Raw genomic sequence first — 25,082 nt, 5'->3', positions numbered from 1 at the left:
GGTTCGAATCCAGGATGGCCCATTGATCAGTCGACTTCGGTCGGCTTTTTTTGTGCCCTTTTTTCAAAATACTTCTTGTCAAAGTCGGCCTTCTAGCATACAATAAGGGAAGAGCTCATCATAAGTAGGTCGAAAACAGAAAGGTAGCGGTTGTTGGAAGCTGCCAGATCGAAACTCCAATGAGTCACGTTTAGCAGGTAATGATGCTCGGTTTCCACCGTTATCAGGTAATGAGTGCTGTACATCATTGTGCAGAAACTGGGTGGTACCACGGATTGCGTCTCTTTCGTCCCTGACTTTTGTCGGATGAAGAGGCGCTTTTTATATCAAAGGAGAAGAGAGCAATGCTTGATTTAAAATACTTACGTAAGAACAAAGAAGAAGCGGCAAAGAAGCTTGCCGACCGCGGCGTGGCAGAAGGCGTCTTGGCAGGACTTTTAGAAAAGGATGAAGCACGGCGTGCCCTCATTGCCAAAGTCGAAGAAATGAAGGCCAAGCGCAACGAGGCGTCGGATAAGATTGCCTTTGCTAAGCGTCAAAAAGAGGACGCCTCCGAAGCGATTGCTGAAATGCAGGCCGTTGCCAAGAAAATCAAGGAGATGGACCAACAGCTGGCTGATCTTGATGCAGCAGTTCATGAAGCGGCGGCCCACTTACCAAACATTGCGGAAAGTGACGTACCAGTTGGTCCCGATGAAGATAGTAACGTTGAAGTTCGCAAGTGGGCGCCAGCTGATTATCAAGGCCGTCCGGAAGCGTTGACGAAGGCACCGGCTTGGTTGAAGCCCCACTACGAAATTGGTGAAGACCTTGGCATTTTGGACTTCGAACGAGGCGCCAAAGTCTCTGGTGCCCGCTTCCTCTACTACGTTGGTGATGGCGCTCGTTTGGAGCGTGCGGTTTACAACTTCATGTTGGATGAGCACCGTAAGGAAGGCTATACGGAGATGATTACGCCGATTGTTGTCAACGATTCGGCAATGTATGGAACCGGGCAGTATCCAAAGTTTAAAGATGATGCCTACCGAGTACAGGATTTGGATCAAACTTACATTCCGACGGCGGAAGTACCGCTGACAAATTACTACTCAGGTGAAACGTTGCCAGCTGAAGATTTGCCAATTTCCTTTACGGCTTTGTCACCTTCTTTCCGAAAGGAAGCGGGTGCTGCTGGTCGTGATACTCGTGGCCTCATTCGTCTGCATCAATTTAACAAAGTCGAAATGGTGAAGTTTGCAAAGCCAGACGATTCAGACAAGCAATTAGAAATCATGACTAACAACGCGGAAAACATCTTGCAGAAGTTGGGCTTGCCTTATCATGTCATTACCTTGTCAACGGGGGACATGGGCTTCTCAGCAGCCAAGACTCACGACGTTGAAGTTTGGATTCCGGCACAAGACGCTTACCGTGAAATTTCTTCGGTATCGAATACCCGGGATTTCCAAGCCCGTCGAATGCACATTACTTTCCGTAACGAAGATGGTAAGTTAGAATTAGTGCACACGTTGAACGGATCTGGTTTGGCCGTTGGTCGGACGGTTGCTGCCATCTTGGAAAATTACCAAAACGAAGATGGTTCAGTAACAGTGCCAGAAGTACTGCGCCCATACATGGGTGGACAAGAAAAGTTGAACAAAACGCCACACCATTAAAAGGGAGAAAAAGCGCGAAAATGAAGGCTCTGCCTTCTGTCCTTTTCGGGCTTTTTTTGCTATAATAAAGCTTAGTTTCTAAAATATTTCAGATTAAGTATGACTTTTATGAAAGGGGCGTATCTGGGCAACTAGATACCGAACATTCGATGGCAAATCCAATTCGTAAGGTGCTGGATAACTCCAAGCACAAATTAAAGAAGATTGACAAGGTAGCAAACCAGGTTGAGGCCTACGCCGAAACGATGGCTGCCATGTCCGATGAGGCCTTGCAAAAGAAGACCCAGGATTTTCAAATTCAAATTCAAAAAGCCTTGGCTGGTGTTAAAGATGACAAGGCCAAGCAAAAGGCGACCGCCAAAGTATTGGACGAGTTGTTGCCTGAAGCTTTTGCCGTCGCTCGAGAAGGGGCCAAGCGTGTGCTTGGTTTGTATCCTTACCACGTTCAGGTGATGGGGGCCATCGTGCTTCACGGTGGAAACATTGCCGAAATGAAGACGGGTGAAGGAAAGACTTTGACGGCTACCATGGCGGTTTACTTGAACGCCTTGGCCGGAAACGGTGTTCACGTTGTGACGGTTAACGATTACCTGTCAAAGCGTGATGCCGAACAAATGGGCCAGCTTTACAACTGGTTGGGCCTTTCGGTTGGAATCAACGTTGGTGATGATTCACCAGACAAGAAGCGTGAAGCTTATGATGCCGACATCACCTATTCAACCAACTTCAACATTGGTTTTGACTACCTTCGTGACAACATGGTCAACCGGGCCGAAGACCGCGTGATGCAGCGTGGCTTGAATTATGCCCTAATTGATGAAGCGGATTCCATTTTGATTGATACGGCCCGTACGCCATTGATTATCTCAGGACCAGGTTCCGGTATTTCACCACTTTACCAACGGGTGGACCGTTTCGTGAAGACGTTGACCCGTGATGAGGATTACAAGGTCGACGAGGAATCAAAGAACACTTCCTTGACGCCTGAGGGAATCAAGAGCGCGGAAATCTTCTTTAACTTGGATAACATTTACGGCAGTGACAACACGGCCTTGACGCACCACATCGATCAGGCCTTGCGTGCCAACTTCAACTACTTGCGTGATAAGGACTACGTGGTCCAAGAAGGCGAGGTCAAGTTGATTGACCAGTCAACTGGTCGTATTTCGGAAGGGACTCGTTTGTCAGATGGCTTGCACCAAGCCATCGAAGCCAAAGAAGGCGTCGAGATCAAAGAAGAAAACAAGTCGATGGCCCAAATTACTTACCAAAACCTCTTCCGTATGTACAAGAAGATTTCTGGTATGACGGGTACGGCGAAGACTGAAGAAGAAGAGTTACTTGAAATTTACAACATGGAAGTCATCGAGATTCCGACGAACCGTCCGGTTCAACGAATCGATATGCCTGACTTGTTGTATCCTTCCCTTAAGTCAAAGTACAACGCGGTGGTCAACCGAGTGGCTGAACTGCACAAGAAGGGACAACCCGTCCTATTGGGAACGGGTTCCGTCGAATCTTCCGAATTGGTTGATAAATTATTGACGGCACACAATATTCCACACAACGTGTTGAACGCCAAAAACAACGAGCGTGAAGCCGAAATTATTGCCAATGCTGGACAAAAGGGTGCCGTGACCGTTGCCACAAACATGGCTGGTCGTGGAACCGATATTAAATTGGGCCCTGGAATCGACGACTTGGGTGGTCTTGCCGTGATTGCAACGGAACGACACGAATCACGTCGTATTGATAACCAGCTACGTGGTCGTGCTGGTCGTCAAGGGGACCACGGGTTCTCACAGTTCTACTTGTCTTTGCAAGATGACTTGATGATTCGTTTCGGTGCTGAAAAAGTCCGAGCACTCTTGCAGCGCATGAACATGGACGATGATGAAACGGTCATTACTCACCGTTGGATTACGCGTTCTGTTGAATCCGCACAAAAGCGTGTGGAAGGTAACAACTATGATACGCGTAAGAACGTCTTGCAGTATGATGATGTGGTTCGTGAGCAGCGTGAATTGATTTATAAGGAACGTGACCAAGTCTTGGATGAAACCAAGTCCTTGGATCAGGTATTGATGCCAATGGTTAAGCGGACCATCGACCGTGTTGTTGATGCGCAAACCGAAGAAAAGGATTCAAAAGACTGGCATTTGGATGCCATCAACGACTTTATCGAGTCATCCTTAACGTCACCTAAGCACGGTGCCGTTCGCTTGCAGAACTTAACACGTGACGAAATCAAGGATAAGCTCTACTCGCTTGCCCAAGAAAACCTTGAGGAAAAAAAGCAGGACTTACCTGATGAAGGTCAGTTGCTGGCCTTTGAACGCGTGGTCATCTTGCGTTCGGTTGATCAACACTGGACTGATCACATTGATGCGCTTGATCGCTTGCGACAGGGTGTTGGCCTCCGTGGTTACGGACAGCTGAACCCATTGGTTGAGTATCAAAACGAAGCCTTTGCAAACTTTAACAAAATGATTGCTGACATCGAATATGATGCCACTCGGACTTTCATGAAGGCCGAGATTCGCACCAACATGTCAGCCTAAGCACAAAGCGAACGATGAGTTCGCTTTTCTTATGGGAGGATCGCCATGGAAGTAGTGGCAGCCAAACAGGCCTTAGCCGGCATTCGAGAAGAAGTGGCGGGCTTTGAAAAAACATTAGATTTGGATGCATTGACGGAAGAAATTGCCGACTTTGAAAACCAAATGACAGAACCGGGCTTTTGGGACGATCAGCAAAAGGCCCAAGGCGTGATTGATGAAACCAACGTGTTGAAGAAGCGGCGGGATTCGTTTTTGGCGCTGGGTGAAGCGGCCGATGAAATCGAGATGTTGATTGAAATCGTCGCCGAGGATCCTGACGATGCCGACTCTGCCGAAGAGTTGGGTAATCTTGTCGAAAAGACCCAGGAAGCCGTGACGGCGTATAACTTAGAGCAGTTGCTGACGGGTGAATACGATGCCAACAACGCCATTTTGGAAATTCATCCGGGATCTGGTGGCACGGAATCAACCGATTGGGGTGAAAAGCTCTACCGGATGTACACCCGTTGGGCACAGGCCCACGACTTTAAAGTCGATGTTTTGAACTACAACGCGGGGGATGAAGCCGGCATCGATTCTGCCACCATTAAGGTGACGGGGCACAATGCTTACGGCTTCTTACGTTCTGAAAAAGGCGTGCACCGTTTCGTCCGGATTTCACCCTTTGATTCAGCCGGTCGCCGTCACACCTCCTTCGTGTCGGTTGATGTCATGCCGGAGTTGGATGATTCCATTGAAGTCGAAGTTCGAGATGATGACATTAAGATGGATGTCTTCCGTTCGGGTGGTGCCGGGGGTCAGAACGTGAACAAGGTTTCGACCGGTGTTCGCTTGACCCACGAACCAACGGGCATTGTTGTCTCATCAACGGTGGAACGGACGCAGTATGGCAACCGTGATTACGCGATGCGACTTTTGAAGGCGAAGTTGTACCAAATGGAGCTGGAAAATAAGGAAGCGGAACGAGCTGCCTTGGCAGGGGAAAAGAAGGAAAACGGCTGGGGTTCTCAGATCCGTTCTTACGTTTTGCACCCTTACCAAATGGTTAAAGACCACCGGACGAACTATGAAACAAATCAGCCGCAAGATGTCTTGGATGGTAACTTGGATCCCTTCATTAACGCCTATCTTCAATGGCAGTTATCTTTGAAAAATCCCGATTAAGAAAAAAGCAGGTAAGCCTGCTTTTTTTGTTACCAAGGATTCTGTGATCGAGACTGCGCTTTATGAAGACATACGACTGCGTTATAATAGAAGCCAATCAAAGAAACGAATGGAATAAAAAAAGGAGCAGATATGGCGAATCAGTATACAAATTCAGCAAAGACTGCCCTGGCAATTGCCCAGGACCAAGCCAAGTACTTCCGTCACTTAGCGGTTGGAACAGAGCACCTGCTCCTGGCCTTGGCCATGGAAAAGCAGGGCGTTGCGGGTAAAATTTTAGCCGAATTTTCTGTTGGGCCAAAGGACGTGCAAGAAGAAATTGAACACTACACGGGCTTTGGAATCGAACAGGCCTTTGATCAGGAGATGTATCTCCCCTATTCACCCAAGGCTGGCACGGTGTTGAACTGGGCCAAGGAACAAAGCGAAACGTTGAATCAAGGCGAAATTGGAACGGAACTGCTCCTCTTGGCTCTTATTCAGGATCAAAGCATCCTGGCGGCGCGGGTCCTCTTGGCGCTGGACGTCAATTTGATGGACTTGCAAAAGGCGATCTTGCGTCGCTTGGGCATTTCGGATTTGCGTAAGCAAATGAAGAAGGGAAAGCCTAGCCAAAAGCCGCTCGAAGGCACGCCAACGCTTGATAAGTTGGGCCGTGACTTAACGCAGGTGGCTCGAAGCGAACAGCTGGATCCGGTTGTGGGGCGTGATCACGAAGTTCGACGTGTCGTTCAGATTTTGTCCCGGCGGACAAAGAATAACCCGGTGTTGGTCGGAGAACCCGGTGTTGGAAAAACGGCCATTGCCGAAGGCTTGGCCCAGCGGATTATCAAGGGACAAGTGCCTGATAATCTGAAACACAAGCGCCTGATGGTTTTGGACATGGGTTCACTGGTGGCTGGAACGAAGTATCGTGGTGAGTTCGAAGCACGGTTGAAGCAAATCATCGACGAAATCGAACAAGATGGGCAGGTGATTCTCTTTGTTGACGAACTGCACACCTTGGTTGGTGCCGGTGGTGCTGAGGGCGCAATCGACGCGGCCAACATTCTCAAGCCGGCCCTGGCGCGTGGTGAATTGCAGTTGTTGGGTGCCACGACTTTTGACGAATATCAGCAGTCGATTGAATCGGATGCGGCGCTTGAACGCCGTTTTGCAAAAGTCACGGTCAACGAGCCTTCGACGGAGGAGGCAGTCGCCATTTTGAAGGGCATCCGGCCAAAGTTTGCCAACTATCACCGGGTCAACATTTCGGATGCAGCCATTGAGGCCGCTGTGAAACTTTCGGCCCGCTACATTACGGATCGCTTTTTGCCAGACAAGGCCATCGACTTAATGGATGAGGCCGCCGCCAAAGTCCAAATCGACGCGGTTGACCGGCAAACACCATTGCATAAGGAACGGGCCGCTTTGGCTAAAATTGTCAACGACAAAGAAAGTGCCATCGCAGACATGGACTTTGAATTGGCCGCCGACCTTCGTTTGCAAGAAATCGCTTTGCGTCAAAAGATTGACCAGGCGGTGAGCCGGGCTGAAAAGAAGCAGTCGAAGCAAAAAGAGTACAGCATGGCTGTCACGGAAGACGATATTGCTGCCGTTATTTCCGAACAAACAGGTGTGCCGTTGACCCAGGTTCACGAAAGTGAAACCGATCAGTTAATCAACCTGGAGAAGGAGTTGGGAAAGCGAGTCATTGGTCAAAGAGAAGCGGTTTCTGCCGTTTCGCGAGCCATTCGTCGCTCACGTTCTGGCTTAGCCGATCCCAAGCGGCCAATGGGGACTTTCCTCTTCCTTGGACCAACGGGTGTCGGTAAAACAGAGCTGGCAAAGGCCTTGGCTGAATTAGTCTTTGGCTCCGAAGAAAACATGATTCGAATTGATATGTCGGAATACCAAGAACAGTATTCTGCTTCACGTTTGATCGGATCTGCTCCGGGCTATGTTGGTTATGACCAAGGTGGTCAATTAACAGAGCAAGTGCGCAAGCACCCCTACTCCATCATTTTGCTCGATGAGTTGGAGAAGGCGAATAAGGACATCTACAATTTGATGCTTCAAGTCTTCGACGACGGCTTCTTGACGGATGCCAAAGGCCGCCGGGTCAACTTCCGAAACACCATCATTATCATGACCTCGAACCTGGGGGCCACTCGTCTGCGGGATGAAAAGACCGTTGGCTTTGGCTCGGTTGATCAGGCGGAAAATAACGCGGCCGTTGCCAAAAAGATTAAGGAAACGGTCAAGGAGACTTTCCGTCCTGAGTTCGTCAATCGAATCGACGAGGTGCTGGTCTTTGACGCCCTGGAAGAAAACGAGGTTGAACAGATTGTCCGACTCTTGTCCAAGTCCCTTTTGGAACGGGTTGCCGAGCAGGGCGTGAAAATAAAGATTACCAAGGCCGCTGTTCAAGCAATTGCCAAGGATGGTTATGACCGTGAGTACGGTGCACGACCAGTCCGTCGCCTGATTCAAACCGAAATTGAGGACCGCTTGTCAGAAGCGTTGCTCTCCGGTGAAATCACAACGGCTGATATGGTGACAATTGGTGCAACAAAGGGTCAAATTACCTTAAAGATTCAAAAGTCAAAAGAGCCAACGAAGGCTTAATTGGATAGCTAAAAGTCCTTGCGGGAAAAACACCGCAAGGACTTTTTTATGTATGAAGAAGTTGAATGAGCAGCCAGGCCAGTAGCAGGAAAGGTAAAAAAGGCAGGGGCGCTCGTTTCGAAATGACAAGACCAAAGCAAAAGGCGAGACTGGCAGCAAGAAAAAAGACCAGTAAGAAGTCTTTAGCAGAAAAACTGAAGAAAGCGAGTATTAGCACAGCCAAGTCCCCTCCGCCCATCTGTTTTCTGAGAATGAAAAAGGAAACGAGGATCAGCAGGAGGCCGTTGGCAATCGAAAAAGCCGACCAGTTGTACGTTAGGACTTGATAACCAACGAAGGGCCAGCAAAGATCCGTATGGGCCCCATACTGTCGGGCATCTTCTCTGGCAAGGAAGAAAAGAAGAAAGCCAAGAAAGGTGTTTAAGGAGAAAGGATCCGAACGAAGGAATAGAAGGGTAAAAAGAAGGGGGCAGAGAAATTCGAAGAAGAAAAAGGGGAGGGGCTTTTCGAATGGCTGCTGACAATGCCGGCAGCGCAGCCGGCTAGCGAGTGCCGAGAAAAAGGGGATGAGCTCAAATGGCGAGAGTTGGTGACCGCAAGCAAAACAATAGGAACGCTTGGTCCAGAGTGGCCGCTTTTCTGTCAGCCGATCGGCGAGGGCGAGTAGAAAGGAACAGATGGTCGATGCGATAAAAAGGAATAAAAGGATTGTCATACTAAATGATACGAAGTAGGGGTAAAAATTCCGACAGAATGTTTCCAAAATTTTTGATTGAAAAAGCGAAAAAACGCTGGAAAAGTCCTTGACTTTGGCCGTAAAGCTGATATTATATTCAACGTGCTTTTAAGACATTCAGCTCGGATGTCGCTGAAAATGCGACAAAGAGCGGTGTAAAGGCAAGTCTAAGCAGGACTTCCGGGAGCACTTTTGTTTAATAACAAAAATGATACACCTGGAACTGTGAAATGAAACGAAGGAGAATAGTAGGATGCCTACAATTAACCAATTGGTTCGTAAGTCACGTAAGTCTCAAGCGACTAAGTCAAACTCACCCGCTTTGAACTTCGGCTACAACTCAATGAAGAAGCAAGCAACAAAGAATGCTGCACCACAAAAGCGTGGGGTTGCCACTCGTGTTGGAACGTTGACGCCAAAGAAGCCTAACTCGGCTTTGCGTAAGTACGCGCGTGTTCGTTTGTCAAACCTGTATGAAGTGACGGCATACATCCCAGGTATCGGTCACAACTTGCAAGAACACTCGGTTGTTTTGATCCGTGGTGGTCGTGTTAAGGATTTGCCTGGTGTTCGTTACCACGTTATCCGTGGTGCACTGGATACTGCCGGTGTTGACGGTCGTATGAGCTCACGTTCTAAGTATGGAACGAAAGCTCCTAAGAAGTAAAAAGGAGAGGAAAACTTATGCCACGTAAAGGTTATACGAAGCGTCAGGAAGTTTTGCCTGACCCAATTTACAATTCAAAGCTGGTTTCCCGTTTGATCAACAAGTTGATGATCGATGGTAAGCGTGGAACGGCATCAACAATCTTGTACGATGCCTTCGACCGTATCAAGGAAGCAACTGGTAACGATCCATTGGAAGTTTTCGAACAAGCCATGGAAAACATCATGCCAGTATTGGAAGTTAAGGCCCGCCGTGTTGGTGGTTCGAACTACCAGGTTCCAATCGAAGTTCGCCCAGACCGTCGTACGACTTTGGGACTCCGTTGGTTGGTTAACTACGCTCGTTTGCGTAACGAACACACAATGGACGAACGTTTGGCCAAGGAAATCATGGATGCAGCAAATGAAAACGGTGCATCAGTTAAGAAGCGCGAAGACACGCACAAGATGGCGGAAGCCAACCGTGCCTTTGCTCACTACCGTTGGTAGGATTAGCGTGACTAGCTTGCTAGCCCTCGCTTCTTAGCAAGGAATATTCTTTTTAAAAAGCGAACTGAATCTAGGTCGCTTTTTATTGCAATAACGAAAAATTTAGGAGATCACAATGGCAAAGCGTGAATATCCGCTTAACCGTACTCGTAACATCGGTATCATGGCCCACATTGATGCTGGTAAGACGACGACGACTGAGCGTATCTTGTACTATACTGGTAAAATCCACAAGATTGGTGAAACGCACGATGGTGCTTCACAAATGGATTTCATGGACCAGGAAAAGGAACGTGGAATCACGATCCAGTCAGCCGCTACCACGGCCGTATGGCGTGGATTCTTTGACCAATACGAAAAGGATCCATTCCGTGTTAACATTATCGATACCCCAGGTCACGTGGACTTCACAATCGAAGTTGAACGTGCCCTCCGTGTGTTGGATGGTGCCGTAGCCGTCTTGGATGGTGCTGCTGGTGTTGAACCACAGACTGAAACTGTTTGGCACCAAGCCACGACTTATAACGTCCCACGTATCGTCTTCGTTAACAAGATGGATAAGTTGGGTGCTGACTTTGGTATGTCAGTTGAATCAATGCACGAACGTCTTCGTGTTAACGCCGAAGCCATCCAATGGCCAATCGGTGCCGAAGACGACTTTGAAGGTGTGATTGATTTGATCACGCAGGAAGCTTTCTACCCAACGGATAAGCTTGGTTCAACTTGGGAACCAAAGCCAATTCCTGATGATTACAAGGACATTGTTTCAGAACGTCGCGAAAAGTTGATTGAAGCGGTTGCCGATGTTGATGAAGACTTGATGAACAAGTACCTTGAAGGGGAAGAAATCTCTGTTGACGAATTGAAGGCGGCCATCCGTCGTGCAACGTTGGCATTGGAATTCTACCCAGTTCTTGCAGGTTCTGCCTACAAGGATAAGGGTGTTCAAATGATGTTGGATGCCGTTGTTGATTACTTGCCATCACCTTTGGAAGTTCGTCCTTACGTCGCAACAGACCCTAAGACGGATGAAGAAGTTGACTTGGTTGCCGATGACTCAAAGCCATTCGCTGCCTTGGCCTTTAAGATCATGACGGACCCATTCGTTGGTCGTTTGACGTTTATGCGTGTTTATACTGGTTCATTGCAAGCCGGTTCATACGTACAAAACACTTCTTCTGACTCACGTGAACGTGTTGGACGTTTGCTCCAAATGCACGCTACTTCACGTACTGAAATCGAAGAAGTCTTCTCTGGTGATATCGCCGCTGCCATTGGTTTGAAGAACACGACGACTGGTGACTCTTTGACGGCCGTTGACCACCCATTGATCTTGGAGTCAATGGAATTCCCAGAACCAGTTATCGAATTGGCCATCGAACCAAAGACGAAGGCTGACCAAGACAAGTTGGCAACTGCTTTGCAGAAGCTTGCTGAAGAAGATCCTTCATTCCGTGCCACGACGAACCAGGAAACTGGTGACACGTTGATCGCCGGAATGGGTGAATTGCAGTTGGACATCATGGTTGACCGTATGAAGCGTGAATTCAACGTTGAAGCCCAAGTTGGTGCCCCACAGGTTGCCTACCGTGAAGCCTTTACGAAGACTGTTCAAGCGCGTGGATTCTTCAAGCGTCAGTCTGGTGGTAAGGGACAGTATGGTGATGTTTGGATCGAATTCTCACCAAACGAAGAAGGTGCCGGCTTCGAATTCGAAGACGCCATCGTCGGTGGTGTTGTTCCTCGTGAATACATCCCTTCTGTTGAAGCAGGTTTGAAGGATGCGTTGAACGCTGGTCCTTTGGCTGGCTTCCCATTGGTTGACTTGAAGGCCAAGTTGTACGACGGTTCTTACCACGATGTCGATTCTTCTGAAGCTGCCTTTAAGATTGCCGCTTCATTGGCATTGAAGGAAGCTGCCAAGACTGCTGGTGCCGTTATTTTGGAACCAATCATGGCCGTTGACATCGTTGTTCCTGAAGAAAACCTTGGTGATGTGATGGGACACGTTTCCGCACGTCGTGGTTTGATTGAAGGACAAGAAAACCGTGGACCTGTTTTGGCTGTTAAGGCTCAGGTGCCATTGTCAGAAATGTTCGGATATGCAACGACTTTGCGTTCAGCTACGCAAGGACGTGGAACGTTCCAGATGGTCTTTGACCACTACCAGGCCGTTCCTAAGAACGTTCAAGAAGAAATTATCAAGGATCAAGGTAAGGAAGCATAAGCTTCTGCTTGATTTGAAATCAGATGAGCTCAGCTCGTCTGGTTTTTTCTTTTGCAGTCCAAAGTCGGACTGCCCCGATTCGAATCTAGGCTATACGAACCCCTTTCCCCGTTGTAAAATGGAAGCACTGACTGATTGGAGAAACAGCATGGCAAAAGTCGAAAAAATTCTAGAATTTAAGCAAGTCGCTTTGTCCTTTGGCGAGACAGAAGTGTTAAAAAACATTGATTTGTCCCTGGACTCTGGCCAGTTCTACACCCTTTTGGGACCATCGGGATCGGGTAAGTCGACCATCCTGAAATTGATTTCCGGTCAATTGCAGCCGACGGCTGGCCAAGTCGTCTTTGACGGGCAAGTGATTAACGACCTGCCAGCTGAAAAACGGCGGGTCAACACGGTTTTTCAAAATTACTCGCTTTTCCCCAACATGAACGTTTATGACAACGTGGCCTTTGGTCCCCGTTTGAAAAAGATGTCGGAAGCAGCGATTGAAGAAAAGGTCAAGGAAATGCTTGGCCTGGTCAAGCTGGCCGGCTATGAAAAGCGGGAGATCAACGAACTGTCGGGTGGGCAGCAACAGCGTGTCGCCATTGCCCGTGCCCTGGCAAACGACCCAGAGGTGCTCTTACTAGACGAACCGCTTTCCGCTTTGGACTACAAGCTGCGCAAAGTCTTGCAGACGGAGTTGCGGACAATCCAACGACGCCTGGGAATTACCTTTGTTTTCGTGACCCACGATCAAGAAGAGGCCCTGGCCATGTCCGATTGGATCTTTGTGATGAACGACGGGGTCATCCAGCAGCAGGGAACGCCGGAAAACATTTACGACGAACCGGTCAATCATTTTGTTGCCAACTTCATTGGTGAATCCAACATTGTGCCCGGTGTCATGAAGAAGGACTATGTCGTTCACTTTGTTGGCAAGGACTTTGAGAACGTGGATGCCGGCATGCGGCCAAACGAAGCAGTCGAAGTCGTCTTGCGGCCGGAAGATTTGGACCTGACGACGCCCGAAGAGGGAAAGCTCGTCGTGACCATTAAGAACCAGTCCTTCCGCGGGGATTACTACGAAATCATGGCTCAGGATGACGACTTGAACCTCTGGCAGGTCCAGGTGACCAATCCGGCGGTGATTGGTTCGCGGGTGGGGCTGACTTTTGACCCAGAAGATATCCACATTATGCGTTATAACGAATCCGAAGAGGATTTCGATGCCCGTCTAGAAGCTTACGAAGACGAATCAACGCCAACGGATCCATCGGATTCGGCTGACAAAGTCCCAGAGGTGTTCGACCATGAATAAGACCAAGAAACGCTTTACGGAGGCCTACCTCGGCATTTATGGCCTTTGGTTGCTGGCCTTTGTGGTCGCGCCGCTCTTGCTTTTGCTCGTTCAGTCGCTCAATCTGCCTGGGCAGGGCTTTTCCTTTGACAACTACCGGGACTTTTTCACATCGGGCCCCTACTTGGCCATGACGGTGAATTCGATTTGGTACGCCTTTTTAATCACGCTGATTACCCTAGCCATTTCTTACCCCTTGGCGCTGTGCTTGACGCAGTTGAAGCATCGCCAACTCTGGCTGCTCCTGGTCATCTTACCGACCTGGATTAACCTGCTGTTGAAGACCTACGCTTTCATCGGCTTGCTGGGAAAGGGTGGCTTGCTGAACCAGAGCCTTTCAGCCATGGGCTTTGGGACCAGTCAGCTGCTCTTTACAAACGGGGCCTTCTTGCTGGTGGCGGCCTACATTGAGCTGCCCTTCATGGTGCTGCCCATCTACAACGCGCTTTTGGACATTGACCCACTGCTGCCGGCAGCTTCGCGGGACCTGGGCGCTTCGTCTTTTCAAACACTTAAAAAAGTCGTCTGGCCACTGTCTATGCCCGGGGTAAAAACGGGGGTCCAAACCGTCTTTATCCCCAGCCTGTCACTCTTTATGATTACCCGCTTAATTGGTGGAAATAAGGTGATTACACTGGGAACGGCGATTGAGGAACATTTCTTAGTCACGCAAAACTGGTCCTTTGGTTCGACCATCGGTGTGGTCTTGATTATCGCGATGGCCTTAACCATGGCTTTGACGACGGACCGAAAGAAAAAGAAGGGAGGCGGCCGAAAATGAAAATGGTACGTGGAGCCTGGCTGGCTTTTTGTTTCTTTCTGCTTTATGCGCCCATTCTCTTTTTAGTGGTTTACTCCTTTAACGCAGGGGATGCCATGCAGGGATTTTCTGGCTTTTCCTGGGTTCACTACCAGGAGCTTTGGCAGGATACCCGACTGCTGCAGATTTTGTTGAACACCTTAATTTTGGCTTTAACGGCGGCCTTGATTGCCACGGTTATTGGCACCATTGGTGCGCTGGCTATTTACCGGACGCAGCGCCAGCTCATGAAACAAACTCTGCTCAGCTTAAATAACGTCTTACTGGTGTCACCCGATGTCATTATTGGGGCAGCCTTTTTGATTTTGATGACGGCACTTGGTTTGAAACTCGGCTTTTTGACTGTCTTGCTTGCCCACGTCGCCTTTTCCATTCCGATTGTGGTCTTAATGGTGCTGCCCAAGTTACAGGAAATGAACCAAGACCTGGTCTTGGCCGCTGCTGACTTGGGCGCCAAGCCGACGGAAGTCTTAACCAAAGTCACGCTGCCCGTCATCACACCGGGCATCTTCGCTGGTTTCTTCATGGCGCTAACTTACTCCTTAGATGACTTTGCCGTGACCTTCTTTGTAACGGGTAACGGTTTCTCGACGCTGGCAGTCGAAGTCTATTCCCGTGCCCGCCAGGGAGTGTCGCTTGAAATTAACGCCCTGTCGACCATCATGCTCGGCTTGGCCTTTGTTTTGGTGATCGGCTATTATGCATACAGCCAACGTCGGCAAGGCCAAAAGAATACCAAGCTCAAGGAGAAGGTCCAATGAAGAAATTGATGATGACCTTTCTGGCGATTTTGGCCTTGATTGCCGCTTTGCTCCTGCTCGAGTGGGGGCTGACGGCCTCGCGTGCTCAGCACAGTAGCCAAAAGGGTGATACGCTGACTTTTTACAACTGGGGGGACTACATTGACCCTAGCATCTTGACCGACTTTGAAAAGACGTCGGGCTATAAGGTGGACTACCAGACGTTTGATTCGAACGAAGCCATGTACACAAAGATTCAGCAGGGGGGAACCAATTATGACTTGGCCGTTCCCTCAGATTACATGGTGGCCAAGATGAAAAAGGCCGGTCTGCTCGCAAAATTGGACAAGAGCAAGCTGACTGGCATGGACAACTTAAACAAGCAGTTCTTAAACCAGTCCTTTGATCGAGGAAATCACTACTCGGTTCCATACTTCTGGGGAACACTTGGAATTCTATACAACCGGCAGAAGGTCAATGGGGCTGACTTAAAAAGTTGGTCGGCCCTTTGGTCGGAGCGCTATAAGAACCGGGTCTTGCTCGTGGATTCCGCCCGCGATATTTTGGGCATGACTTTGCTCTCACAGGGCAAATCGGTTAACGATCAAAACAAGGCCGACCTTGCGGCCGCCCAGGGAAAGCTGTCATCCTTAATGCCAAACGTCAAGGCAATTGTTGGGGATGAATTAAAGCTCTACATGGCCCAAGGTGAAGGCGACTTGGCGGTTACCTATTCAGGTGAGGCCAAGAACGCCATTGAAAAGAACGGCGATTTAGCTTACACGGTGCCGGAAGACGGGTCGAATCTGTGGTTGGATAACTTGGTCATACCAAAGTCGGCCAAACATAAGCAAGCGGCCTATGCCTTGATTAACTATCTGAACCGCCCGGATGTTGCGGCAAAGAACGCGCAGTACATTGGCTATGCCACGGCCAATCGGGCAGCATATGAAAAACTACCGAAAAACGTTCAAAACGATCGCGCCTTCTACCCAAAGCAGTCGGTATTGGATAAATTACAGGTCTATCAAAACTTTGACCAATATTGGACGCAGAAATATAACGATGCCTTTTTGGAATTTAAGTTGGGAAAGTCCTAAAAAAATCACACATGATTTCAAAAATTTCCTTGCGAAGAGGCGAAGAAAAAAGATAAAAAAATCATTAGAAAATATCGAAAAACCCTTGTATACCAAGGGTTTTTCTGCTATTATATTCAAGTACGCCTTTTGGGGATGCCGATGCAAACCCGCTAAAAAGACTGGTGTATCAACGTTTAGCGATGATGATTAAGGTTGCGACACGCGCGGCCGCGTTGCCATGGGCGCGCAAACACAGCATGTGTTGTCGGTTTTTGATCGGAGTTAGCTGATTTACAAAATCAACGAGGAGGCAGAAAATGGCACAAAAGAAGATCCGTATCCGCTTGAAGGCATACGAACACCGCATCTTGGACCAATCAGCGGACAAGATTGTTGAAACGGCAAAGCGGACTGGCGCAGAAATCGCCGGCCCAATTCCGTTGCCAACTGAACGCTCTTTGTACACGGTGCTTAGCTCACCACACAAGTACAAGGATGCCCGCGAACAATTCGAAATGCGGACGCACAAGCGTTTGGTCGACATTGTGAACCCTACTGACAAGACAGTTGACGCATTGCGTAAGCTTGAATTGCCAGCTGGTGTTGCAATCGAAATCAAGCTCTAATTAATTTGTACCACCCCGCTGGATTCGTTTCAGCGACGAAATGAAGGAGATTAGTCATGACTAAAGGTATCTTAGGCCGTAAAGTCGGTATGACTCAGGTTTTCACTGAATCTGGTGAATTGATCGCCGTGACTGCTGTTGAAGCAACGCCAAACGTTGTCTTGCAAGTAAAGACGCAAGCAACTGACGGCTACAACGCTTTGCAGTTGGGTTACCAAGACAAGCGCGAGATTTTGTCAAACAAACCTGAACAAGGCCACGTTGCAAAAGCCAACACAGCCCCTAAGCGCTACATTCGTGAAGTCCGTGATGCGGAAGGCGAATACAACGTTGGGGATGCAATTGCTGTTGACACTTTCCAAGCCGGTGAATATGTTGATGTCACTGGTGTCACTAAGGGACATGGTTTCCAAGGCGCAATCAAGAAGCTTGGACAATCACGTGGACCTATGAGCCACGGTTCTCGTTACCACCGTCGCCCAGGTTCAATGGGTGCCATCATTAACCGTGTTTTCCCAGGTAAGCTTTTGCCTGGTCGCATGGGTAACAACAAGCGTACGATGCAAAACATCGCCATCGTACACGTTGACGTTGAAAACAACCTCTTGTTGTTGAAGGGTAACGTCCCTGGCGCTAACAAGTCATTGTTGACAATCAAGTCAACGGTTAAGACAAACGCAAAGCACCCTGAAATCAAGATGGCCGGTTCAAAGCCAGCTGCTGATTCAGAAGAAAACTAAACTAATAGAAAGGAGAACAATCAATCATGACTAAAGTTGCTGTATTAAAGCAAGACGGTTCAAAGGCTTCTGACTTGGATTTGAATGAAGAAGTGTTCGCCGTTGAAGCAAACAACGCTGTGATTACCGATGCCGTATTGATGCAACGCGCTTCAATGCGTCAAGGTACGCACTCTGTCAAGAACCGTTCAGCGGTTTCTGGTGGTGGACGTAAGCCTTGGAAGCAAAAGGGTACTGGTCGCGCACGTCAAGGCTCAATCCGTGCACCACAATGGCGTGGCGGTGGAATTGTCTTCGGACCAACTCCTCGTTCATACGCATACCGTATCAACAAAAAGGCTTACAACTTGGCCTTGAAGTCAGCCTTGTCACAAAAGGTTGCTGACAACAAGTTGGTTGTAGTTGACGCATTGGCCTTTTCAGAAGCTAAGACAAAGGACTTCAAGCAAGTTCTTGCAAACTTGGCAGTTGATTCAAAGGCCTTGGTAATCGTTGACGAAAACAACGAAAACGCTCTCCGCGCTGCTCGTAACTTGGCAAATGTTCAAGTGATGACCGCTGCTGGCGTTAACGTCTTGGACGTGGTAAACGCGGACAAGCTGGTGGTTGTTCAATCAGCGATTGAAGAAATCCAAGGAGGTCTCGCCTAATGGATGCACGCGATATTATCCGTCGCCCAATCATTACCGAAGCTTCAATGGCGCAAACTGAAAACAAGCGCTATGTCTTTGAAGTTGACGTACGGGCCACTAAGCCAGAAATCAAGCGGGCAATCGAATCAATCTTCGATGTACAAGTTGCTCGTTTGAACACCGCAAACGTAAGCGGAAAGAAGAAGCGTCAAGGTCGCTATGTTGGCTTCACTCGTAAGATGAAGAAGGCAACGGTTACTTTGAAGGCTGACTCAAAAGATATTCAAATCTTTAACGAAGGTTAATTTTAATAGGAGGATAAGACATTGGCTATCAAGAAGTACAAGCCAACCTCAAACGGACGTCGTAACATGACTTCTTCTGATTTCGCTGAAATCACGAAGTCGACGCCCGAAAAGAGTTTGTTGGCCAAGAAGTCAAAGACCGGTGCACGTAACGCACAAGGTCGCATGACCGTTCGCCACAAGGCTGGTGGACACAAGCAAGCCTACCGTATTATCGATTTCAAGCGTGTCAAGGACGGTAAGTTCGCGACTGTTAAGGCAATCGAATACGATCCAAACCGTACGGCTAACATTGCTTTGATTGTCTATGAAGACGGAATCAAGAGCTATATCTTGGCGCCTAAGGGATTGAAGGTTGGCGATAAAGTTCAATCTGGTCCTGATGCCGATATTAAGGTCGGTAATGCCTTGCCATTGAGCGCTATCCCTGAAGGTACTTTGATTCACAACATCGAATTGAAGCCTGGTAAGGGTGGCCAATTGGCCCGTTCAGCCGGTGCATCAGCACAGGTTTTGGGACGTGACGGTAAGTACGTTATCGTTCGTTTGACTTCAGGTGAAGTACGTTTGGTCTTGGAGACTTCTCGTGCAACCATCGGTGAAGTTGGTAACGCAGAACACTCATTGATCAACTGGGGTAAGGCTGGTCGTAACCGTTGGCGCGGAAAGCGTCCACACGTTCGTGGATCAGTTATGAACCCTAACGATCACCCACACGGTGGTGGTGAAGGTAAGGCACCTGTTGGTATGCCTAGTCCACTTTCCCCATGGGGTAAGAAGACTGCTGGTAAGAAGACTCGCGACAAGAAGAAGAACTCAACGAAGTTCATTATTCGTGGTCGTAAGAAGAGTAAGTAAGGGAAAGGAGATAACTAATGGCTCGTAGTTTAAAAAAGGGACCATTTGCGGACCCGCACTTGCTTAAGAAGATCGAGGCCCAAGCGGACCAAGAAAAGAAGTCAGTGATCAAGACATGGTCACGTCGTTCAACGATTTTCCCAAGTTTCATCGGCTTCACGATCGCAGTTTACGACGGTCGTAAGCACGTTCCTGTTTATGTCCAAGACGATATGGTTGGTCACAAGTTGGGCGAATTCGTTCCAACGCGTACTTTCCGCGGACACAAAGTAGACGATAAGAAGACTAAGTAAGGAGGAAATGCAAAATGGCTGAACAAGTAACATCAGCTCGGGCGACTGCCAAGATCGTTCGCGTTGCCCCTCGTAAGGCGCGCTTAGTTCTTGATACGATTCGTCGGAAGAATGTCAACGAAGCCTTTGCAATCCTAAAGTTCTTGCCAAATACTTCTACGGAAGATATTTATAAGGTATTGAACTCAGCAGTTGCAAACGCCGAAAACAACTTTTCACTTGACCGTGAAGATTTGATCGTTAAGGAAGCATTCGCAAACGAAGGACCTACGCTTAAGCGTTTCCGTCCACGTGCGAAGGGATCTGCTTCCGCTATTAACAAGCGCACAAGCCACATCACAATTGTGGTTGCTGAGAAGGAGGAAAAGTAATGGGTCAAAAGATTAACCCAACTGGCTTCCGTGTCGGTGTCATCCGTGACTGGGATGCGAAGTGGTTTGCTGATAAGGCAGACTTTTCTAACCAACTTCTTGAAGACTTGCGTATTCGCAAGTACATCGAAGAAAACTTAACGGATGCGTCAGTTGACCGCGTTGAAATTGAACGCTCAACCAAGTCACGTATCGATTTGACTTTGCACACTGCCAAGCCAGGAATGGTTATTGGTAAGGGTGGTTCCGAAGTTGAAAAGTTGCGTACGCAATTAGCTAAGTTGACGGATGTTGACTCACGTGGCCGTCACAAGCGCGTGTTCATCAACATCGTTGAAATCAAAAAGCCAGACTTGTCTGCTCACTTGGTGGGTCTTCAAGTTGCTGGTGATTTGGAACGTCGTGTTGCCTTCCGTCGTGCAATGCGTGGTGCGATCCAACGTGCCCGCCGTGCCGGTGCTAAGGGAATCAAGATTGTTGTTTCAGGTCGTTTGAACGGGGCAGATATGTCACGTATCGAACAGTACACTGAAGGAACTGTTCCACTCCACACACTCCGTGCCGATATCGATTACTCATGGGACGAAGCAGTTACTGCTTACGGAAACTTGGGTATCAAGACTTGGATCTACCGCGGTGATGTGTTGCCAAAGAAGAAGAACAAGTAAGGAGGGAAGCAGACATGTTAGTACCAAAGCGTGTTAAGTTCCGTCGTGTACACCGTGGCCACATGCGTGGTGAAGCAAAGGGTGGAAAGACGGTTGCCTTCGGTGACTACGGCTTGCAAGCAACGACTTCAAGCTGGATCACTAACCGGCAAATTGAAGCTGCCCGTATTGCAATGACCCGTTATATGAAGCGTGGTGGTAAGGTCTGGATTAAGATTTTCCCACACAAGTCATATACATCGAAAGGTGTTGGTGTTCGAATGGGTAACGGTAAGGGTGCTCCCGAAGGTTGGGTAGCCCCAGTTAAGCGTGGTAAGGTAATGTTCGAAGTTGGTGGCGTGGCAAAGCCCGTTGCCTTGGAAGCATTGCGTCTTGCCTCACACAAGTTACCTGTACGTACAAAGATTATTGCTCGGGAGGCTGAATAATGGCTAAAGCAAATGAATTAAAAGCTTTGTCACTTGCGGATTTGCAAAAGCGCGAAGCCGAATTCAAGGAAGAATTGTTCAACCTTCGTTTCCAATTGGCTACTGGTCAATTAGAAAACACGGCCCGTATTTCAAAAGTTCGTAAGGACATTGCACGTGTGAAGACTGTCATTCGTGCACAACAGTTGGCAGAAGCCAACAAATAAGACGAAAGGAAGAAGCTGAATAATGAGTGAAGAACGTAACGCTCGTAAGGTCTACCGCGGCCGCGTCGTTTCCGACAAGATGGAAAAGACGATCACTGTTGCCGTTGACACTTACGTCAACCACCCAGTTTATGGTAAGCGAGTTCGCTATACGAAGAAGTTCAAGGCCCATGATGAAAAGAATGTTGCCAAGCAAGGCGACATCGTCCAAATCATGGAAACTCGTCCTTTGTCTGCAACGAAGCACTTCCGTTTGGTTAATGTCATTGAAGAGGCCGTTATCCTTTAATTTAGGTTAACCATTCGTCTGTAATAATTGCTAACAAGGAGGATGAACCATGATTCAACAAGAGAGTCGTTTGAAAGTGGCTGATAACTCTGGCGCACGTGAAATCTTGACGATTAAAGTGCTCGGTGGTTCTGGCCGTAAGGTTGCTGGCATCGGTGACATGATTGTTGCTACTGTTAAGCAAGCTATTCCTGGTGGTACAGTAAAGAAGGGTGACGTCGTTAAGGCTGTCATCGTGCGAACTGTTTCTGACGTACGTCGTACGGACGGTTCATACATCAACTTCGATGAAAATGCTGCTGTTATCGTAAAGGATGACAAGTCACCAGTCGGAACGCGTATCTTTGGTCCTGTTGCACGTGAATTGCGTGACAACAACTTTACGCGTATCGTTTCATTGGCACCAGAAGTGCTCTAATATTGACAAGGAGGAGCCAATCATGTTTGTAAAAACAGGTGATAAGGTTCGCGTCATTGCAGGTAAGGACAAGGGTAAGGAAGGAACAATCACTAAGACTGTTGCTTCAAAAAACCGCGTCGTTGTCGAAGGCGTAAACCTCGTTAAGAAGCATCAAAAGCCTTCTAACGAATACCCACAGGGTGGTGTTATCGATACTGAAGCACCTATCCATGCATCAAACGTGCAAGTACTTGACCCTTCAACCAACGAACCAACGAAAGTTGGATTCAAGTTTGAAGACGGCAAGAAGGTACGTTTTGCCAAGAAGTCTGGCAACAAGCTGGGCTAATTAAGCTAACCATTTGAAAGGTAGAAATCATTATCATGGCAAATGAATTAAAAGAAAAATATGTTAATGAAGTTCAACCTGCTTTAATCAAGAAGTTTAACTTCACGTCAATCATGCAAGCACCTAAGATCGAAAAGATCGTTTTGAATATGGGTGTTGGTGATGCCGTGTCAAACTCAAAGAACCTCGATGAAGCGGTTGAAGAATTGAAGCTGATCGCTGGTCAACAACCAGTTATCACGCGTGCTAAGAAGTCAATCGCCGGTTTCCGTTTGCGTGAAGGTATGGCAATCGGAACCAAGGTTACTTTGCGCGGCGATCGTATGTACGAATTCTTGGACAAGTTGATTAACATCTCCTTGCCACGTGTTCGTGATTTCCACGGTGTTTCTGGTAAGGCCTTTGACGGTCGCGGAAACTACACGTTGGGTATCCGTGAACAGTTGATTTTCCCTGAAATCGACTTTGACAAAGTGAACAAGGTTCGCGGTTTGGACATCGTTATTGTAACGACTGCCCAAAACGATGAAGAAGGTCACGAATTGTTGGCTCAACTTGGCATGCCTTTTGCTAAGTAAGACAACTTTGAACGGTCACTTTTTAAAGTGACCCGTTCTTAAGTCTGGTAGACATCGGTCTGCTGGACTTAAGAGCGTATCAATTGTTGTTACGTTCAAAATAATAAAGGAGGATATCGATAGATGTCTATGACTGATCCAATTGCTGATTTTTTGACTCGGATTCGTAACGCCAACTTGGCCCGTCACGCTTCCGTTTCAATTCCAGCATCAAAAATGAAGAAGAGCATGGCTGAGATCTTGAAGCAAGAAGGTTTCATCCGCGACTTTGAATTCGTTGAAGACAACAAGCAAGGTGTTATCAACGTATTCTTGAAGTACGGGGAAGATCAACAGCGTGTCATCACTGGAATCAAGCGTGTGTCAAAGCCAGGTTTGCGTAAGTATGCCAAGGCCGAAGACATGCCTAAGGTCTTGAACGGCCTGGGTATTGCAATCGTTTCAACATCAATGGGTGTTGTTACGGACAAAGTCGCACGCGCTAACCAAGTTGGTGGCGAAGTGCTGGCTTACGTTTGGTAATATATCTAAGAAAGGAGACTTACCATGAGCCGTATTGGTAATAAAGTAGTTACGATTCCTGCTGGCGTTGAAGTTAAGCAGGACGGACAACACGTCACGGTTAAGGGACCTAAGGGTGAATTGTCATACAACATCAACCCTGAGATCACGATGCACATGGATGGAACGGAAGTTCGTTTCACTCGTGCAGCCGAAGACAAGAAGCACCGTGCTTTGCACGGAACGACCACAGCAAACTTCATCAACATGATCGAAGGTGTAACCGAAGGTTTCGCTAAGACATTGAAGATGGTTGGTGTTGGTTACCGTGCCGCAAAGAAGGGTTCAGTATTGAACTTGTCAGTTGGTTATTCACACCCAGTTGACTTTGAAGACCGCGAAGGATTGACGGTTGAAGTGCCTGACGCTTTGACGATCAAGATTTCTGGAATTTCAAAGCAAGCCGTTGGTGACTTTGCCGCTGAAATCCGCGCCATCCGCCCACCAGAACCATATAAGGGTAAGGGAATTCGCTACGAAGGCGAAGTTGTTAAGCGCAAGGAAGGTAAGACTGGTAAGTAAGCCTAAGGCTCTACGAACAGTTTTCACCGATTTAATTAATTATTTTGAACAGGCGATCAAGGTCGCCTAGAAAAGGAAAGCACAGCTATGATTTCAAAACCAGATAAGAACAAGCTCCGTGCACGTCGCCACAAGCGCGTCCGCGGAAAGGTCTCTGGTACTGCTGCTCGCCCACGTTTGAACGTTTTCCGTTCTAATGTAAACATCTACGCTCAATTGATTGATGACGTAGCGGGTGTAACGCTAGCAAGTGCCTCATCACAATCTGCCGATGTTACCGGTACGAAAGTCGAACAAGCCGTTAAGGTTGGTGAGATGATTGCCAAGAACGCCAAGGCTGCTAAGATCGAAGAAGTTGTCTTTGATCGTGGTGGTTACGTCTATCACGGACGTGTAAAGGCTTTGGCTGACTCAGCCCGTGAAAACGGCTTGAAGTTCTAAGGAAAGGAGGAATAAACAAATGGTTGAATTCGTAAACCCTAAAGAATTAGGTGAATTAGAAGAAAACGTTGTCGCAATTAACCGTGTTACCAAGGTTGTTAAGGGTGGACGTCGTTTGCGCTTCGGTGCTTTGGTTGTCGTTGGTGACAAGCAAGGACACGTTGGTTTCGGAACTGGTAAGGCGCAAGAAGTGCCAGAAGCTATCCGTAAGGCCGTTGAAGATGCAAAGCGCAACTTGATTACTGTCCCAATGGTTGGTACGACTATTCCTCACGATGTTCTTGGAGAACACGCTGGTGGTAAGATCTTGATCAAGCCAGCCGAAGAAGGTGCCGGGGTTGCCGCCGGTGGTTCTACTCGTTCCGTTATGGAATTGGCTGGAATCGCCGATGTGACTGCAAAGTCCCTTGGTTCATCAACTCCAGTTAACGTTGTCCGCGCAACTTTTGATGGTTTGTCAAAGTTGAAGGATGCAAACGACGTTGCAAACTTACGTGGTGTTTCTTTGGAACACTTGGCTGAATAAGGAGCGATAACATGGCTGATTTGAAAATCACTTTGATTAAGAGTGCGGCTCATCGCTTGCCTAAGCAACGTGCCATCGTTAAGTCACTTGGACTTAACCGTGTGTCAAGCTCAGTGGTGAAGCCAGATAACGCAGCGACTCGTGGCGCAATCTTCCATATTGCACACTTGATCTCTGTTGAAGAAGTAAAGTAAAAAAAT

Annotated in this window: 31 protein-coding genes; 30 read left to right on the top strand and 1 reads right to left on the bottom strand. The window is 48.1% G+C overall.

Features of this window, described 5'->3' with window-relative positions; all coding sequences use genetic code 11:
* The first annotated feature begins 344 nt into the window (after positions 1–344).
* From serS to G6R30_RS02810, 4 genes are all read left to right on the top strand, one after another.
* Positions 345–1,655: a serine--tRNA ligase gene (gene serS / locus G6R30_RS02825; RefSeq protein ID WP_213821252.1), complete on the top strand. Its 1,311-nt coding sequence runs from the start codon at positions 345–347 to the stop codon at positions 1,653–1,655.
* Positions 1,656–1,804: 149 nt separating this feature from the next.
* Positions 1,805–4,216, top strand: a complete 2,412-nt coding sequence (gene secA / locus G6R30_RS02820; protein ID WP_213821249.1) for a preprotein translocase subunit SecA — start codon at positions 1,805–1,807, stop codon at positions 4,214–4,216.
* Between the two features lie 45 nt (positions 4,217–4,261).
* Complete coding sequence (prfB, locus tag G6R30_RS02815) at positions 4,262–5,380, top strand: peptide chain release factor 2 (RefSeq protein ID WP_213821247.1); 1,119 nt, start codon at positions 4,262–4,264, stop codon at positions 5,378–5,380.
* Between the two features lie 132 nt (positions 5,381–5,512).
* Positions 5,513–7,987 carry an ATP-dependent Clp protease ATP-binding subunit gene (locus tag G6R30_RS02810; RefSeq protein ID WP_213821245.1) on the top strand — a complete coding sequence of 825 codons (2,475 nt, stop codon included), beginning with the start codon at positions 5,513–5,515 and terminating at the stop codon, positions 7,985–7,987.
* A 46-nt stretch (positions 7,988–8,033) separates the two neighbouring features.
* On the opposite strand, the gene G6R30_RS02805 is transcribed toward G6R30_RS02810, so the two are convergent.
* Positions 8,034–8,702 carry a prepilin peptidase gene (locus G6R30_RS02805; RefSeq protein ID WP_213821243.1) on the bottom strand — a complete coding sequence of 223 codons (669 nt, stop codon included), beginning with the start codon at positions 8,700–8,702 and terminating at the stop codon, positions 8,034–8,036.
* A 274-nt stretch (positions 8,703–8,976) separates the two neighbouring features.
* Between G6R30_RS02805 and rpsL the strand changes: the two genes are divergently transcribed.
* The 26 genes from rpsL (at position 8,977) to rpmD (ending at position 25,076) form a co-directional block, all read left to right on the top strand.
* The gene (rpsL, locus tag G6R30_RS02800; protein WP_213793319.1) at positions 8,977–9,390 is read left to right on the top strand and encodes a 30S ribosomal protein S12; all 414 of its coding nucleotides are present in this window, start codon (positions 8,977–8,979) and stop codon (positions 9,388–9,390) included.
* Between the two features lie 17 nt (positions 9,391–9,407).
* Positions 9,408–9,878 (top strand): 30S ribosomal protein S7, encoded by a 471-nt coding sequence (gene rpsG, locus G6R30_RS02795; protein ID WP_213793320.1) that lies wholly within the window; start codon positions 9,408–9,410, stop codon positions 9,876–9,878.
* A 115-nt stretch (positions 9,879–9,993) separates the two neighbouring features.
* Positions 9,994–12,105: an elongation factor G gene (gene fusA, locus G6R30_RS02790; RefSeq protein WP_213821241.1), complete on the top strand. Its 2,112-nt coding sequence runs from the start codon at positions 9,994–9,996 to the stop codon at positions 12,103–12,105.
* A gap of 148 nt (positions 12,106–12,253) precedes the next feature.
* The gene (locus G6R30_RS06325) at positions 12,254–13,408 is read left to right on the top strand and encodes an ABC transporter ATP-binding protein (protein ID WP_213821239.1); all 1,155 of its coding nucleotides are present in this window, start codon (positions 12,254–12,256) and stop codon (positions 13,406–13,408) included.
* Positions 13,401–14,228, top strand: coding sequence for an ABC transporter permease (locus G6R30_RS02780; RefSeq protein WP_213821237.1), 828 nt, complete (start codon positions 13,401–13,403; stop codon positions 14,226–14,228). The genes G6R30_RS06325 and G6R30_RS02780 overlap by 8 nt, the downstream gene beginning before the upstream one ends.
* The gene (locus tag G6R30_RS02775; protein ID WP_213821235.1) at positions 14,225–15,028 is read left to right on the top strand and encodes an ABC transporter permease; all 804 of its coding nucleotides are present in this window, start codon (positions 14,225–14,227) and stop codon (positions 15,026–15,028) included. The genes G6R30_RS02780 and G6R30_RS02775 overlap by 4 nt, the downstream gene beginning before the upstream one ends.
* Positions 15,025–16,107 (top strand): ABC transporter substrate-binding protein, encoded by a 1,083-nt coding sequence (locus G6R30_RS02770; RefSeq protein ID WP_213821233.1) that lies wholly within the window; start codon positions 15,025–15,027, stop codon positions 16,105–16,107. The genes G6R30_RS02775 and G6R30_RS02770 overlap by 4 nt, the downstream gene beginning before the upstream one ends.
* A 299-nt stretch (positions 16,108–16,406) precedes the next feature.
* Positions 16,407–16,715, top strand: coding sequence for a 30S ribosomal protein S10 (gene rpsJ, locus G6R30_RS02765; protein WP_010691177.1), 309 nt, complete (start codon positions 16,407–16,409; stop codon positions 16,713–16,715).
* Between the two features lie 56 nt (positions 16,716–16,771).
* Positions 16,772–17,455, top strand: coding sequence for a 50S ribosomal protein L3 (gene rplC / locus G6R30_RS02760; RefSeq protein WP_213821231.1), 684 nt, complete (start codon positions 16,772–16,774; stop codon positions 17,453–17,455).
* Positions 17,456–17,481: 26 nt separating this feature from the next.
* Complete coding sequence (gene rplD / locus G6R30_RS02755; RefSeq protein ID WP_213821229.1) at positions 17,482–18,105, top strand: 50S ribosomal protein L4; 624 nt, start codon at positions 17,482–17,484, stop codon at positions 18,103–18,105.
* Positions 18,105–18,392: a 50S ribosomal protein L23 gene (rplW, locus tag G6R30_RS02750; protein ID WP_010691182.1), complete on the top strand. Its 288-nt coding sequence runs from the start codon at positions 18,105–18,107 to the stop codon at positions 18,390–18,392. Before rplD ends, rplW begins: the two co-directional genes overlap by 1 nt.
* 21 nt (positions 18,393–18,413) lie before the next feature.
* A complete protein-coding gene (rplB, locus tag G6R30_RS02745; RefSeq protein WP_213821227.1) occupies positions 18,414–19,250 on the top strand; it encodes a 50S ribosomal protein L2 in 837 nt (278 codons plus the stop codon).
* Between the two features lie 17 nt (positions 19,251–19,267).
* Entirely contained in the window at positions 19,268–19,543 is a 276-nt protein-coding gene (rpsS, locus tag G6R30_RS02740; RefSeq protein ID WP_010691185.1) for a 30S ribosomal protein S19, read from the top strand.
* A gap of 14 nt (positions 19,544–19,557) precedes the next feature.
* Positions 19,558–19,914, top strand: a complete 357-nt coding sequence (gene rplV, locus G6R30_RS02735) for a 50S ribosomal protein L22 (RefSeq protein WP_010691186.1) — start codon at positions 19,558–19,560, stop codon at positions 19,912–19,914.
* Positions 19,914–20,582, top strand: coding sequence for a 30S ribosomal protein S3 (gene rpsC / locus G6R30_RS02730; protein ID WP_213793329.1), 669 nt, complete (start codon positions 19,914–19,916; stop codon positions 20,580–20,582). The genes rplV and rpsC overlap by 1 nt, the downstream gene beginning before the upstream one ends.
* A 14-nt stretch (positions 20,583–20,596) precedes the next feature.
* Complete coding sequence (rplP, locus tag G6R30_RS02725) at positions 20,597–21,010, top strand: 50S ribosomal protein L16 (protein WP_213793330.1); 414 nt, start codon at positions 20,597–20,599, stop codon at positions 21,008–21,010.
* Entirely contained in the window at positions 21,010–21,216 is a 207-nt protein-coding gene (gene rpmC / locus G6R30_RS02720; RefSeq protein WP_010691189.1) for a 50S ribosomal protein L29, read from the top strand. The genes rplP and rpmC overlap by 1 nt, the downstream gene beginning before the upstream one ends.
* Positions 21,217–21,238: 22 nt before the next feature.
* A complete protein-coding gene (gene rpsQ, locus G6R30_RS02715) occupies positions 21,239–21,505 on the top strand; it encodes a 30S ribosomal protein S17 (protein WP_213821225.1) in 267 nt (88 codons plus the stop codon).
* A 49-nt stretch (positions 21,506–21,554) separates the two neighbouring features.
* The gene (gene rplN, locus G6R30_RS02710) at positions 21,555–21,923 is read left to right on the top strand and encodes a 50S ribosomal protein L14 (protein WP_213821223.1); all 369 of its coding nucleotides are present in this window, start codon (positions 21,555–21,557) and stop codon (positions 21,921–21,923) included.
* A 22-nt stretch (positions 21,924–21,945) separates the two neighbouring features.
* Positions 21,946–22,254 carry a 50S ribosomal protein L24 gene (rplX, locus tag G6R30_RS02705; protein WP_213793331.1) on the top strand — a complete coding sequence of 103 codons (309 nt, stop codon included), beginning with the start codon at positions 21,946–21,948 and terminating at the stop codon, positions 22,252–22,254.
* Positions 22,255–22,289: 35 nt separating this feature from the next.
* Complete coding sequence (gene rplE / locus G6R30_RS02700) at positions 22,290–22,832, top strand: 50S ribosomal protein L5 (RefSeq protein WP_213821221.1); 543 nt, start codon at positions 22,290–22,292, stop codon at positions 22,830–22,832.
* A gap of 123 nt (positions 22,833–22,955) precedes the next feature.
* The gene (rpsH, locus tag G6R30_RS02695; RefSeq protein ID WP_213793333.1) at positions 22,956–23,354 is read left to right on the top strand and encodes a 30S ribosomal protein S8; all 399 of its coding nucleotides are present in this window, start codon (positions 22,956–22,958) and stop codon (positions 23,352–23,354) included.
* Positions 23,355–23,378: 24 nt separating this feature from the next.
* Positions 23,379–23,915: a 50S ribosomal protein L6 gene (rplF, locus tag G6R30_RS02690; protein WP_213821219.1), complete on the top strand. Its 537-nt coding sequence runs from the start codon at positions 23,379–23,381 to the stop codon at positions 23,913–23,915.
* An 87-nt stretch (positions 23,916–24,002) separates the two neighbouring features.
* A complete protein-coding gene (gene rplR, locus G6R30_RS02685; protein WP_213820140.1) occupies positions 24,003–24,356 on the top strand; it encodes a 50S ribosomal protein L18 in 354 nt (117 codons plus the stop codon).
* 19 nt (positions 24,357–24,375) lie between these two features.
* Positions 24,376–24,882 (top strand): 30S ribosomal protein S5, encoded by a 507-nt coding sequence (gene rpsE, locus G6R30_RS02680; protein WP_010691199.1) that lies wholly within the window; start codon positions 24,376–24,378, stop codon positions 24,880–24,882.
* Between the two features lie 11 nt (positions 24,883–24,893).
* On the top strand, positions 24,894–25,076 hold the full coding sequence (rpmD, locus tag G6R30_RS02675; protein ID WP_010691200.1) for a 50S ribosomal protein L30: 183 nt from the start codon (positions 24,894–24,896) through the stop codon (positions 25,074–25,076).
* Positions 25,077–25,082 lie beyond the last annotated feature (6 nt).

The organism is Fructobacillus parabroussonetiae (assembly GCF_018437265.1).
Classification (GTDB): Bacteria; Bacillota; Bacilli; order Lactobacillales; family Lactobacillaceae; genus Fructobacillus; species Fructobacillus parabroussonetiae.
This window is presented reverse-complemented; position numbering and strand designations above follow the sequence as displayed.